Annotated in this window: 8 protein-coding genes and 1 pseudogene; 3 read left to right on the top strand and 6 right to left on the bottom strand. The window is 59.0% G+C overall.

Translation table 11 applies throughout. The annotated features are described in order from the left end of the window. Positions 1–588: 588 nt before the first annotated feature. Entirely contained in the window at positions 589–2,181 is a 1,593-nt protein-coding gene (locus P5540_19115) for a fucose isomerase (GenBank protein ID HRT66925.1), read from the top strand. Between the two features lie 222 nt (positions 2,182–2,403). Further along, a complete protein-coding gene (locus P5540_19120) occupies positions 2,404–4,356 on the top strand; it encodes a hypothetical protein (GenBank protein ID HRT66926.1) in 1,953 nt (650 codons plus the stop codon). A gap of 157 nt (positions 4,357–4,513) precedes the next feature. Here P5540_19120 and P5540_19125 read toward each other — a convergent pair whose 3' ends face one another. From P5540_19125 to P5540_19150, 6 genes are all read right to left on the bottom strand, one after another. Then, positions 4,514–7,117, bottom strand: coding sequence for a beta-galactosidase (locus P5540_19125; GenBank protein HRT66927.1), 2,604 nt, complete (start codon positions 7,115–7,117; stop codon positions 4,514–4,516). A gap of 71 nt (positions 7,118–7,188) precedes the next feature. Continuing rightward, on the bottom strand, positions 7,189–8,277 hold the full coding sequence (locus P5540_19130; protein HRT66928.1) for a uroporphyrinogen decarboxylase family protein: 1,089 nt from the start codon (positions 8,275–8,277) through the stop codon (positions 7,189–7,191). Next, positions 8,274–9,401: a sialidase family protein gene (locus tag P5540_19135; protein HRT66929.1), complete on the bottom strand. Its 1,128-nt coding sequence runs from the start codon at positions 9,399–9,401 to the stop codon at positions 8,274–8,276. The genes P5540_19130 and P5540_19135 overlap by 4 nt, the downstream gene beginning before the upstream one ends. Beyond that, entirely contained in the window at positions 9,398–12,019 is a 2,622-nt protein-coding gene (locus tag P5540_19140; GenBank protein HRT66930.1) for a sodium/solute symporter, read from the bottom strand. The genes P5540_19135 and P5540_19140 overlap by 4 nt, the downstream gene beginning before the upstream one ends. Position 12,020: 1 nt before the next feature. After that, on the bottom strand, positions 12,021–12,938 hold the full coding sequence (locus P5540_19145) for a dihydrodipicolinate synthase family protein (GenBank protein ID HRT66931.1): 918 nt from the start codon (positions 12,936–12,938) through the stop codon (positions 12,021–12,023). Positions 12,939–12,992: 54 nt separating this feature from the next. Continuing rightward, positions 12,993–13,673, bottom strand: coding sequence for a GntR family transcriptional regulator (locus tag P5540_19150; protein HRT66932.1), 681 nt, complete (start codon positions 13,671–13,673; stop codon positions 12,993–12,995). A 301-nt stretch (positions 13,674–13,974) separates the two neighbouring features. On the opposite strand from P5540_19150, the pseudogene P5540_19155 reads away from it, so the two are divergent. Beyond that, positions 13,975–14,062, top strand: a pseudogene (locus P5540_19155) (transposase).

The raw sequence follows: 14,062 nt of genomic DNA on the forward strand, positions 1-14,062 counted from the left end.
AGGGACGTTTGAAGCCGCTCGTTCCGTTCCCTATGCATCGCTCGCCGCATTCGATCCCGTGCCGTTTTACCTTGGGTCGAAAACACACAATGGTCAAATAGGCTTGCATGGGTATGCGCCATCATGCTTTCTTTTACTCCGTTTCACACGTCCCTACGGGACTATCGTTTGGTTTTTTCCCCGTGTCCCAGGAGTTCCTCCTGGGCTACAGTCAAACCGTCCCTACGGGACTATCGTTTGGTTTTTTCCCCGTGTCCCAGGAGTTCCTCCTGGGCTACAGTCAAACCGTCCCTACGGGACTAACCTGCCCTTCGTGCGATCCCATGCGAGGGGTGTCCTCATCGGTCATGCATAAAGTCCATCGGACTAAAATGTACAAACTCCAGAAAGCGCCAAGATGCTGTTTCTACCGTAGACACGGCATCCTTGCCGCGTTGGATTTGGTTTTCGTTTGGCACATTTCGTTTTGCCGGTTGCTGTGGTATGCTTGGGATTGTATTGTCGGCGGGTTCGGTGTACGGGCGCGCCGGGCGGGAATCCAACGCAGGGAACCGGTCCGCCGGGGATCGGAAATGTAAAGGAATACGCATGATGAAGAAGAACAAGGTGGTGTATCTCATATCGAACGGCGATTTTCGCGATTCGGCGGGCGTCGTGTGCTGGCCGAAACAGGAAGAAACGCTGAAGGGCGTCAAGGCCGCACTGGCGAAGCTGGGCGTCGAGGCGAAGGTGATGAACTCGTACGATCCGAAACGGAAACACGGATTCATCACGAAGCAGTGCGAGGGCGCGGCGATCGTGTCGAAACTCGATCCGAAGGCGCCGGTGATTGTCGTATTGAGTTGCTGGGCCTATTCGCACAACGTCAGCGGGCCGCTCCAGGCGCACAAGGGGCCAATCCTCCTGCTGGCGAATTTCGACGGCACATGGCCGGGGCTGGTCGCGCTGTTGAATCATTCGGCGACGCTCGACCGGCTGAACGTCAGGCATTCGCGGCTATGGAGCGACAGTTTCACAAAGGATCCGCTCTTTATGAAGCGCCTCGAAACGTGGTGCCGAAAAGGAACGATTTCGTACGACGAGAGCCATCTCACCGACGCATCGAAACTGAAACTGTCCAGCGCCGCGTTGTCGTTCGGCAAGAAACTCGCCGCGGACATCCTGCGCGAGAAGCGGATCATGGGCCAGTTCGATCCGGGCTGCATGGGCATGCTGAATGCCATCATCAATCCGGCGAAACTCGGGGCGGCGGGCATGCCGGTCGAGTATTTGAACCAGTCGGATCTGCTGGCCGAGATGGATGAAGTGGACGAGGAAGAGGCGCAGGCGCACCTGAACTGGCTCGTCAAGAAAGGCACGTGGTTCGACTGGGGCACGGATCAGTACACGCAACTCGTCCACGGCCAGGTCATGTCGCAGATGTGCATGTACTCGGCGGCGGTGCGCATGGCGCAGCGGTACGGCCTGAGTTCGATCGGTATTCCCTACCAGCTTGGCTTGATGCGCTGCTGTCCGGCGTCGGACCTGGTCGAAGGGATGCTCAACAACGCCGACCGGCCCGACGTGCGCGATTACGATACGGGCAAGATCATCCGCAAGGGCGATGCGATCCCGCATTTCAACGAGGGCGACATGGGGTCCGGCGTGCCGCAGGTGTTGATGCACGACATCTATGCGCGTAAAGGCATGCCGGTCGAAACGACCCTGCACGACGTGCGCTGGGGCCGCGAGTACGACGGCAAGTTCGTGTGGGTGTTCCTGATTTCGGGCGCGGCGCCGCCCGCCCATTTCGGCGGGTGGAAGCATACGAAGGTGTACCGGCAGGCGCCGATGTATTTTCCACTGGGCGGCGGCACGTGCTCGGGCGTATCGAAGCCCGGCGTCATTACGTGGGCGCGGTTCTACGAACGTTTCGGCGAAATCGGCATGGACTGCGGCACGGGCGAAGTGGTCGAGGTGGACAAGGCCGACTTGCAGGACCGCCTCAACAAAACCACGAGCGTATGGCCGATCGCGAACGTCCACATTCCGGGATACGGCCGTGACGAACTGATGGCGACGCACATGTCGAACCACATCACCATCGGCTATGGCGATATCCTTCAGGAACTGATCGCCACCTGCCTGCACTTGGGCATTCCGACCCGGGTAGCCGGCGACGTAAGGCATACGCTGGGTTAGAAGGCTCAAGGCTCAGGAAAAAGGAGTTCGATTCTGAGAGTTTATGTTGTTGTTGTACGCTGTGTTCGTCAGGAGAAAAAGTTCGGAATTTGAGATTGTTTATACCGGCTAAATCCGGTTGTTGGTTATCGCTTTCTGAATTCTGTATCGAAAAGACCTTGATGTATGAGCCTAGATCCTTGACCTTGAGCCTAAAGCCTTCAGCCTGATCGGAATCCGGGCTTGGATGATGCGCGCCAGAGTACGCCCAAGTTCCGCATCCCACGGGGAACCGCGGAGGGAGTTGCGGCATGGGCGGTATTTGCCGTCGTGGCGGTCTCGTTGCGCGGGATTCGCTGGGACGAGGATTACGAGTTCGCGCAGGTGATTACGCGCGCCGTCGCCTATCCCGAAGGTCATCCCGTCTTTGTATTCGTCCTGAGCGTTGCCAACATCCAGGTCTACGGCGCTGCCGCGTTGTATGCGTTGACGGGCAGCGCCGAATTCGTATGCGCGGTGCGCAACATTCTGTTTCTGGCGGCGACCGTCCTTCCGTCTTTCCTGCTCGGCACGCTGATGGCCGGGCGGTCGCTGTGCGGGCATGCCGCAGCGGTATTCGTGTTGCTCGGCACGCATCTGAATCTCGACGGCAACCATCCCCTGCAGACGTGGGGACATTTCTTTTCCAATGGCCATGTCGGGATGGGCTGCGCATTGGCGGGGGCCTGCCTTGTCACATGGCGCCGGTATCTCCCCGGTTGTCTTCTCGCCGGACTCATGCCGTGCATCCACTTGGGCCAGTCGCCCGCCCTGCTGGGACTGGCCGCCATACATGCCTTGGCGGCCGCGTATGAACGGCGGTGGCGCGATTTCGCAACATGCGGCGCTGGTCTGGCGATTGGCTTGGCGGCCTGCGGACTGTTCGTACTGGCCACAGGAGCGTTTCATGCGCATCCACCCACAACCGGCGCCTACGCGGCGCAGGACGACATCGGACGGTTATGGACGGCTTTTATCGAGGCGGACGCGCATCGCGCGACTCCGAGCGGCGGCGTATCGCATGCAAACGCGAACTTGGCGCTGCTGCTGTTTCTGCTTTTTGCCCTCGCGGCCTCGCATGTGGAACGATACCGGCGCGACTTCCAGCCGTGGCGCTGGATGTTCGTCTACGGCGGCATTGCCATCATGGCGGTCTGGGGAGCCATGACGCTGCATGCGGCGCTGGGACCACGCATGCCGAATGTGTTGCTGGCATGGATGCCAAACCGCATGAGCAATCACGTCGTCATGCTGCTGACGGCGGGACTTCCGGCCATCGTGACCGCCACCGATCCCCTGCGCGGTGGGCGGGTGGCCGCGGGACTGGTCATCATGATCGGCACGCTGTTCGTCGCCATTACCGCCCCCGTTACGCAAAATCTATTGCCGGCGGCTGTCCATTCGCGGCTTGTCGCTTCGGGCGGGGAAGGACTGTTCTTTTTCCTATACGGCGCCGCGGCCACGCTGCTTCACGCCGCCCTACGCGACGACAAGCCCTTCCGCGCCCGATGGACCGTTGCTGCGTTCGGCACGCTGATCGTCGTGGCCATGCACCATCGGTTCGGCGCAGCCTGCATCCTGGCGGGCGTGATCGCGCGCGTGGGCGTTGACCGTTTCCTGCGCCATACTCCGCGCTGGCATGAAACGCTTCAACTGGCGGCCACGCGCGGCTACGCGCTGGGCACGGCCGTGGCCGTGACGCTGGCCGCACTGCTGGTCCAGCAAGGACGCGATCAGGCTTGGCTGCCCCGCACACCCTTCGAACAGAACGTTGCGATGTATTTGTCGAACCGCGGGCAACCGGACACGATGATTGTGACCCGGCCCGACCAGTATGCGATGCAGGCACGGCTCGGCCATCCAGTCATGGCCAACCTTGCCCTGCCGACGTGGCCGCTCGGCCGGCCCTCCCTCGGCCCGCCGATCGCCAAGCTGTATCGCGAGATCTACGGCATCCATTTTGGAAACGGCCGTCCCGCGCGACAAAACTGGGCCACGGTCTGGCGCAACCGAAGCCGCGAGGAATGGCAGGATCTGGCCGCGGCCCATGGATTCCGGTACGTCCTTGCGCCGAACCATGTAGCCGTCCGGCTGCCCGCCGTGTTGATCGGAGAAACGGAAAGCCTCTACGAAGCGTGGGCGAACGGATCCCCATGACCGCGGCCGACATTGAGACATCCGGATGAATTCCTCGGAAGACACCACAACTTGAAAACCATTCTTTTCAACGGAAGTAGTCACAGAAACGGCTTCTTCGTCAGTTTTGACTTCCTCACATGGCCTTCCTGGCCTACACGAATTCCGCCATTTCTTCTCATGGGAGGGCCTGCTTCTGACCTGCATAAAGCAAGATTGTGCTAGACCTTTTCTTGGGGATAGACACCGTGATGCGGTCCGTGTTGTACTCCAGAGCCTCGCCAGAGAAGAGGTCCGCCACCATCTCTACCGTACTTGGAAAGCGGATTGTTTTTTCTCCTCCTGTGCGCGAATAAAGTCCGAAGAAAGGTCCCGACGCAAAAAATGGTTCCCCGACCTCGCTGTACAAGTGGACGCCTGCGCGTTCATAAAGCCATCGCAGCCATGGCGCCGTGAGGCCTGGACATGCGAGGAACAGCGCCCGGTGGTCAGCGGCTTTGCGTTCAGCCACGGCAACTTTCTTGCCTCCGTTGGCGAATCCAAGCGCCTTCGCGCCAGTATCGGCCACGGTGATTAGCGGACGGCATCGGTCGCCGGTCCATTTCATGTGTGAGTTGTCGACGTTCAGCGTTACCTCGTTTAGGGTTGCCGTGTCGTCAATGGCCAGATCGAACCCTGTTAGTAATTTGGACCTCTTTAGATCAAAGCCTGACCACGAGAGAACGCCCGGCGCGTGCAAGAATGCAACGGTACGGCCCGAAGCACAGAGGATCTCGCGGGTAGACGCAAGCTCCTCATCTGTGACGGCATAAGCATTGGCGACAATGGCCAGCTTACAGTGGGACAAATCAACGCGGGGGATATCCGACATGAGATACAGGCTCCAGGGGGCGCCCACTGAATCGATTTCCCAGAGCAACATCCGAGAGAGAGCCCTCATGGCGGGATTGTCGTTGGCCAGCAGGGGCACAGTTGTCTCGCTCACAAACACGGCAACTTCTGACCGGTTCTGCCTCCCTGCGCGGAGGGAGAACCGGTCGATCTCCTTGAGTCTCTTCACCGCAGCCATAAACGGTTCGTCCTGATACCACCCCTGCACGAAGTCGAAGAAGTAGTAGCTGCTTCCCTTCACGAGATTGTTAATGAAATCCCGTTTGGCTACAGCGATCGATTCATTAAGATCCGCCGTGGTCCCGTATTGCCGGTTGCCTTCGCCGGAACGGTGCGTCCGCTGGTCATTTTCCGAATCCCAGAGTTTTCCGTGGAGCGGAAACGAACTGAAGGCGCCGTTCAGGGCGCAGTTGCGCAAGCGATGCTCGTAGGGATACGGCCCCCCTAGGAAATCCACCCAAGGCGATTCCAGCAACCGGCCGAGGGCATAGTGTCCGGAATCCTGGAAATGGTAGGGTCCTGCGCCGAGATGGCCCACATAGTACCCGTAGAAACTGCCTGCGAAACAACGGTTGTCTGTGGCTTGCTTCACGGATTTCGCGAAATGTTCAATGGTATCGGCGGTCCATTCTTGCCAGAAGGTATAGTAATCGGCTGCCTGGGTATGATCGGGCATGGTGCGTGGCACCGAATCAGCAGGGTCAAATCGGACTTCGCGCGCAGGTACGACATCACCGGAGAAATCGGCGGAGGCATTCGCCCACGCCGCACGGAGCGCATCTACATCGGGGTAGCGGCTACGCAACCAGCCGCCGAACGCGCGCTGCATGGCGGGCGAATAGTCGGGGAACGATTTCTCATGGTAGCCCCAGTTGTTCCATTCACCGCAGTTGCCGTAGGCCAGGCGGACACCGATGAAGCGGTCCGCCAGTGGCGATTGACCAATGCGGCGTAAGGCAGCTTCGAGAATGGCGCTTGCGCGTGTCCGCCACGTTGGCGAGGCATAGGATGCTTGCAGACGTTTCCCTGGCGTGTTCTGCAAACTTTGCCCTCCCGTGTCAAGCGCGATAACCTCGTTGGGGTAACGCTCAAGCCACCACGGAGGAACGTACAAATGCCACCGGAGCAGGAACCGGGATTCCGGCGCCTGCGCCATGATTCGCAGCACTGTGCGCTCAATTTGGCCATAGTAGGCTTCAAGGTCGAAGGTGTCATCATCGCGCCAGCAGCCCAGCATGTCGGTAAAAATGTTGAAGTGGCCTACCCCGGCTTGGGCAAATTGGCGGATGGACTTTGGTCGGAAATCGCCACCGCAGTGCGCCACGATTGCCGTCAGGCAACCACAAGGCTCGCCGTTGACGAAGGGCGCGCTCACGCCGTTCATAACCCGCACTTCACATTGCGGAAACGTGCACGCCCGAGCGGAATCGTGGACTGCAAGGCGCACCGTGGCCACCGGCCGTTCAGCAGATTGAAGATGAATATCAACCATCTGTGCTGCGAAGTTGCTCCGGCTTTCCCGAAGCAGTTGTTTGGGCAATGGGTCGAATGTGAGGACAGTTTCTTTTCCTTGCGTATCCGCTTCGGCTCTAACTCCAATTGTTTGTGTGAATGTGTTTTCTCCCATAGACAATTTCGCTTTTAATGCTGGGAGCGACCCGCAAATACCGACAGGTAGCCGGATAAGGGCTGCGGTACCAACATGCACCAGGGACTGGCCAACCCAGACTTCGTCGTCGCAAAGCACCGGGACTGCACAAATGCCTGAGTCATCTTTGAGAGGCGTCGCGTGAGCATTTTGCGCCGATGCAACACTGCCCAACGCACCCGATGCGACAATGGCGAGAAAATCGCGACGGGACAGTCCTTGAGTTTTGAAAAGAATGTTCACTTGGCGTTTCCTTTTGTATTACTACATCGTTGATTGTCCTTGGTTCGGTTGCCCCGCAGCAAGGCCGCTCTCTAAAGCGGTTGTTCGTGTGCGTAACGGCCATATTCGGAAGCCGCATCCGACATGGCCAGGATGTTCTCGGTCGGCACATCCGTTTGGAGGACGTGGCAGGGCGCGAGAATATAGCCACCGCCGGCTCCCAGTATGTCTATGCGCCGTTGTACCTCGGCGCGGACCTCTTCGGGCGTGGCTTTGGGAAGCAAATGCTGGGTGCAGATGCCCCCGTGAAGACAAATGCGGCTGCCGTACTCATTTTTGAGTACCTGCGGGCTCATACCCTCCGCGGCCGCCTGCAACGGATCGAGGATATCCACGCCAATTTCAATCAGGTCTTCGATGAGCGGGCAAATCGCGCCGCAGGAATGAAACAGGAACTTGACGCCGTGGTTGTGGGTCATGTCGACGAGTTTCTTGATGCGCGGTTTGATGAAGGTGCGGAACATCTCCGGGCTGAACAGCAACCCGTGCTGCATGCCGAGATCGTCAGCCGTCCGAAGTATGTCGACCCTTCCATCCGCCGCCGTCAGCATGCGGTCGAAAAATTCAAGGTAAAAATTCGTGAAGCGGTCAAGGATCCAGTGGGCCATCTCGGGCTGCATGGCCATGTCGGCAAGCAGATTCTCAAAACCGCGCAGAAACGTGGGGTGCTGAAAGACACTCGCGCCGCTGGCCATGACCGCGAAATCTTGCCATGGCTTGAGCCGCTCCGCGAAATCGGAGAAGTCGAACCAGTCAGGACTGGGCCACGTGTGCTGTTCAAGGTCTTCGATGGAGCTGGCGCCGGCGAGAACGAACTCAACGAAGCAATCTTCCGGCCCCGTCGCCGTTTGAACAGTCTTTTGCCGCCAGCCCCAATGGTTCTGCCGCACACCGTCGCCCACTTCACGCGACAGCGGCACGGGGCCGCGGTACACCGGGTCCACAACACCTCGAAGATCAACGATGTCACTGCGCAAGCGCAGGAGTATATCCCGGTGCGACGAAGTCCCGAGGTCGCGGTGCAACCGCTCGTAGACCCATGGGTTCGCGTGGAAGTCCATGGGTACCCGGTCGGGCACGGCCAGATTAGCGGCGGTTAGCACGCGTTCTTTTGATATCATTTCCCTGCTTTCCATGAAAAGGCTGCGAACACTATCATCTCGTAGGGGGCTTTCGCTCCCGCCTCATACAGGCAGGCCGCTTCGCCGTTTGGGAGAATGGCAAGGTCGGAATAGGCGCTGGGGCCAGGATACAGCACTCTGTCAAGAACCCACGTCTGCCCTTCGTCGAAGCTGGCGCGCACGGTCATGTTGACGCGGTCCTTGTCACTGGCGGGATTACTGAACAGGATAACGCCATCTGCCCGATGGACCGCCGCCTGGCAAATGGGCTCGATCAAGGTCGAGTCAAACCGTTGTTCCTTCCACGTGAGCCCGCCGTCATCGCTGAGCGCGATTTGCCGGTTCTTCTTTGTCCGGTCATAGTTGCGCATGTTGAGCATGAGGCGGCCATTGGACAGTTCCACCACTTCACACTCGTTGACCTGGTGATCGGGGGTCGAGCCGCTAAATTGCCAACTTTCACCGTGATCATCTGAAAAGATGACGTGCGAGTAATAGTGCTTCGTTCCTGCCTCGATGTGGTCGCACGGTATGATGAGCCGGCCCTTGTGTGGTCCCTGCTCCATCTGAATCCCGCTGCCGGGTCCGGTGGCATACCATGTCCAGTCGGCCTTCTTCACGTCGGACGTGATTTCCCTCGGTTTCTCCCACGTGTTGCCGTCGTCCCTGGAAAACGTGACAAACACGCGCCGCGTGTCTTTGCTGATCTGGTCGATGATCTCCTTTTCCTGGTCGTCGCCGCGATTCCAGGTTGTCAGCAGCCAGATTGTCGCGGTGTCGCGGTCCACGACCGCACAAGGGTTGCCGCAGGTGTTTCCCGCATCATCCCAGATCACCTGCTGAGCGCTCCATGATCGGCCGTTGTCGGTGGACCGTCGGACCAGCAGGTCAATGTCACCGGTGTCGCTCTTGCTGTGTTTGCGGCCCTCGCAAAATGCGAGCACCGTTCCCTTGGTGGTAACGGCCAGGGCGGGGATTCGATACGTATGGTAGCCACCCTCGCCATGAACGTAGATGGGTTGGCCGGTTGGCGTTATCTTTCGAGTGGAGCATCCCGCCGTGGCCAGGGTCAAGACAGCGAGCCCAAGGTTGATCAGAGGGAGCAGCAAGGTCTTTTCTTTCATGCCGCGCCTGCTCCAGGGTTTCTATCCGAATCGATTGGGTCGACGATGGTGTAGATGGTAAGTCCGCTGATGGAGTGCCTCACTGGGGCGAATGCGAGGCTTGAAAGATATCCCACGGAAAAGCACAAGGCAATCCCGATGAAAGCGTAGAGCAGGAAATGCACGTGCGTATATCGCTGCACCAGGAACAAACCCCCGGCGCCGGCCAGCGTGCCGATGATGGCGCCCGGGCCGTTGGTGCGCGTCGTGAAGATGCCCAGGCAGAACAGGCCGCACATGGAACCCCCGAAAAGGCCAAGAATCGTCATGAACTGGTCCCAAAGCGACTTGATGTCGGAAGACGCGAACAAGAGGGCCAAGGCGATGCCGCCCGTCCCCAAAACGACGGTGAGCACGCGACCCATGTGCAGATAGCCGCGCTCCGTCTTGAGTAACTTCCACGGGCGCATGAAGTCCTCCACAACAGCTGTTGACATGCTGTTGATGCTGGTGGCGATGGTGGACTGGGCCGCGGCAAACAGTCCGGCCACCACAAGGCCCGGCAGGCCCAGCGGCAATTCCCGCGAAATGAACAGCGGGAAGATGGCGTCGGTCTTGAACGTCGGGTCGAGCCGATCGGGATGGTTCGTATAGAAGACGAACAGGGCCGTTCCTATGCCGAAGAACAGTACTGAAGCCGGTACACACGCGATGGCGTTGGTCCAGATGGCTTTTCTCGCACGCGCACTATCGGGCACGGACATGTACCGCTGAACAATCGACATGTCGGACGTATAGGGCACGAGGTTCTGGGCGAGTCCGCCCAACACCACCACCCACAACGCGGTCGTCGCAAAACTGCCCGCTGAAAAGTCGAGGTTGAGGAGATGGAATTTGCCGCTCTCCGCGGCCGTGGCAAAGAAACCGGACACCCCGCCGTCCACCTGGCTCAGGATCAAGAGAACGCTGAACAGCGCCCCGCCCAGCAGCACGATGCTCTGGACAGCGTCCGTCCACGCGACGGCTTCCAACCCTCCCAGGGCGCAGTAAATGATGCTCAGCACGCCCATGAGCAAAATGCTCTGCTGTTCCGTCAGGGGCGTGATGGCTCTGAGGGCCAGCGCGGGCAGATAGAGCACCACGGCTGTGCGCCCAAGCTGGAAAAGAATAAAGGAGGTGCTCGCAAACTGCCGCGCAAAACGGTTAAAGCGCCGCTCCAGATATTGGTACGCGCTGATGGCGTCCACCTTGCGAAAGAATGGCAGGAAGAGCCATATTACAAGAGGGGCGACGGCCACGGCCATCATGTTGACCAAAAAGTACACCCAGTCTGTGGCGTAGGTCTTGGCGGGAATGGCCATGAAGGTAATGGAGCTCAGCATGGTGGCGAAGATGCTCAGTCCGGCCACAGACCATGGGATGCGCTGGCCCCCCCGGAAGAAATCGTCGGCGACCTTGTTGCGGAACGAGAAGTAGACGCCCATCGCGATCATCGCCGCGAGATACAGGCCCAACACGGTGAAATCAACCAGACCGAAGCGGCTACCGCCCTTGACCGGCCGGACTTCCCATACCTGCGGCGTCCTAACCCGCGGCCTGGTTTCGCCGCTCGCCACGACTATCGGATCGCTGACGGTGTCGTTCCCCCAGCGCACCGCGGTCGTGGTCACCTGGTTGGCGGGAATCGCACCGGCGCTCGTCCACGTGTTCGTGATCGTGTGATAAGCAAAGGCCTCTTTCGGAAAACCAGGATGCGCGTCTTTCAGCGCGTCGGTTTGGTCGAAGAGTGCGCCGTCGGCTCCGCCCAGAATGAAAATGTGGCTCTGGCCAACGGCGATTCCCGTTCCTGCCATAACGCATCTGGGCGCATCGGCTCGACGCCGCCAGGGATCGGATTTGCCCGGCGTGAATTCGTAGACATCGGTGAGGAACTCCGTATTGCCCTGTTCGTTCAGCCGGCGTCCGCTGATTACATACACGCAATCGTTGACTCCATTGTTTTGCGCGGCGGCGATCGCGAACGCCCGGGATGGGCCGGGCCATGGCGGCAATTGTTCCCAGGCTGCGTTTCCGCTGTCCACGCGGGAGAGGTCAAGAGACCAGAAAATGGTTTGGGCGGTCTCCAAACCCAACCCAACCGTGCCGCCTGCCACGTAGATCCTTTCTCCGATGACCGCCGCGCTCGCATTGGCACAAGGCTCCGGAAACGCCGGTAAGGCCTGCCGTTCAACAGATTCACGCTGTGGGTTCCACTTCAGGAGAATAACATCCGCATAGGTCTGCGAGGCGTCGTTTCCGCCCATGCATACAATGCCGCGACTGGTCGAAACGGAAGCGCCATACGCAATCGGCCTTTCCAGTGGGGACGCGGTTATCCAACGGTATGAGGTCTTGGCGTCCTTTGAATCCTTGACCAAGACGTAGACCTGGTCGTGAAAGACCTTGTTGGATTCCCACACGGGTTTCGGAAAATTGGCGCCACCCGCCACAATGAGCGCGTCGTTGTGCACACCCACAAAAGGCCCGGCCACACCCTCCGTGTTGGGCAACGGAGGAAGTTCATTCCACTGCAGTTGCGCCGCCACGGCGAGGCCCGGCACAAGGACGGTGGCAAGCAACAGCACTTTCATCAGGCGCATGTCAGGAGACTCCTTGGTTTGCGTACGTGAAGAAGTCGAGACTGTCGAGTTCCTCCTTAAGGCGCGCAAGTTCCGATGGCGTCAGTGGTGTTGATGGAAGCCGCGTCGGACCGCAAGGGACGCCGGCAAGCGTCATCGCGGCCTTTATCCCGGAGAGGCCGTGATAGCGGAGGATTACTTCAATGAATTCCACGGCTTTGATCTGGCATGCTTGGGCGGCAGGCAGATCGCCCTTCTCCAAGTTCCGCATCACTTGGTAATACAACGGGGCAAGGAAATTGTACGTGCTGCCCACGGCCCCGTCACATCCCGCGGCCAGACCGCTTAACAGCATCTCATCCACGCCAAACAGGATGTTGTACCGGCCATTCTCAAATGCGAGGCATCGCTGCATCATCTCGATGTCGCGGCAACTGAACTTGATGCCCGCCAGCGACGGAATCCGTGCCGGCGCCGCCTTCAAGAAGGCGATCAGATCCAGCGAAAGACCGCTTAGCCGCGGGATGTGGTAGTAGTAGAAAGGCAAGTCGGGCGCCGCATCCGTAATGACGCCCAGCGTTTCAATCAGGACGGTTGCGTTTTCCGGCAGGAAGTACGAGGGAGAAACGGCACTGATCGCATCGGCCCCGATGGAGGCCGCGTGTTTCGCCAGACGCCGGGCGTCCTCAACGGAATTGTGGCCAACCTGCACGACAACAGGAATGCGTCCTCCTGCCGCCTCAACATACGACCGCGCCACCCGCTCCCGTTCGTCCGTCGTGAGTGACGGCCCTTCTCCCGTGCTGCCGCAGACGTACAACCCTTTGATGCCTTGCCGCAGAAGCCTTTCCACCAGTGACGGAATGGGGTCGAGATCTAATTGACCGTCCTGATCCATTGGGGCGAACGTCGCCGCAATAAGCCCTGTCAGTTTCTTCATGATGAAGTCCTTTCCGGCCTGCCTGAATTCAAGAAACATGCTGTGATATTCGCATTACCCATTTTCATAAGCTCCCGCCAGCACGGCATGCATTGCGCGCTGAATATGCTTGCGCATCAGGGACTCCCCCTTAGCGCCGTTATGGCTTTCAATTGCCTTGACAATCGCTACATGTTCGTCCAGGGCCACCTGAAAGGCATCTATATCCAATTCCCGGGGCTTGGTCCGCGCAACATGAGCGAGAATCCGCAGCCTCTCTACGGCAAGGCCCAGCCACACGTTGTCCGCGGCTTCAATGATGGCCGAATGAAACGCGGCATCCGAATCAATCCATGCCTCCGCCGCCTGCTTCCGCGCCTCCGGGCCTCCGGCTGCCTCCGCGCGTTGTAGTGCCTTCGCCGAATTTTCGCAGCAGCGCTGCAAATGTTGAATCTGGTATTCCACAGCATTCTTGGCAGCTTCACTTACGGCAAATATCTCCAGGTGCTCGCGAAGCGCATACAACTTCGCCAGTTCCCGCTTATCCAGGGCGCGAACGAACGACCCCGCCCCCGGGATATGTTCCACTAGGCCTTCACTTACGAGCCGCCCCAGCGCCTCGCGCACCGGAATCACGCTTACGCCAAGATCCTCCGCGACGGACCGGTTCACCAGACGCATCGCGGGCGCATATGTGCCATTCACAATTCTCTCCAGCAGGCGTTCGTAAGTCGATTGTCCAGCCGTCTCTGCCAATTTGAAGCCTCCTGACTTTACCCGTAGGCCGCACAACCAGAAACCCACAGCATGTTATACCATGTTATAATATTTCTTTCTGTCGAACTTCAACGGTAGGTACGCGCACAGGAACTGGTTGCGTAGTCGGTTTTTTCAGCTGTGCTTCCTAAAACTTGTACTTATTGAAAAAGCCTCTTCGTTAAAATTCATGGGTCATCTCCGGTTCGGGCAGGTGCCCAAGCGCATGGAATAGCGCGACTTGGAGCACCTCGAACTTTCGATACCAATGCGTAGCGTGGGAAGACATCGTTGTACATGTTACCGGAGCGGTTATTACACGCGGGGCTTAGTGACACGCGTGGGGACGGTCGAACTTCGGGTTCCGCAGGACCGTCAGGGACGGTTCA

This window comes from Candidatus Hydrogenedentota bacterium (genome assembly GCA_035450225.1).
In the GTDB taxonomy this organism is placed as follows: domain Bacteria; phylum Hydrogenedentota; class Hydrogenedentia; order Hydrogenedentales; family SLHB01; genus DSVR01.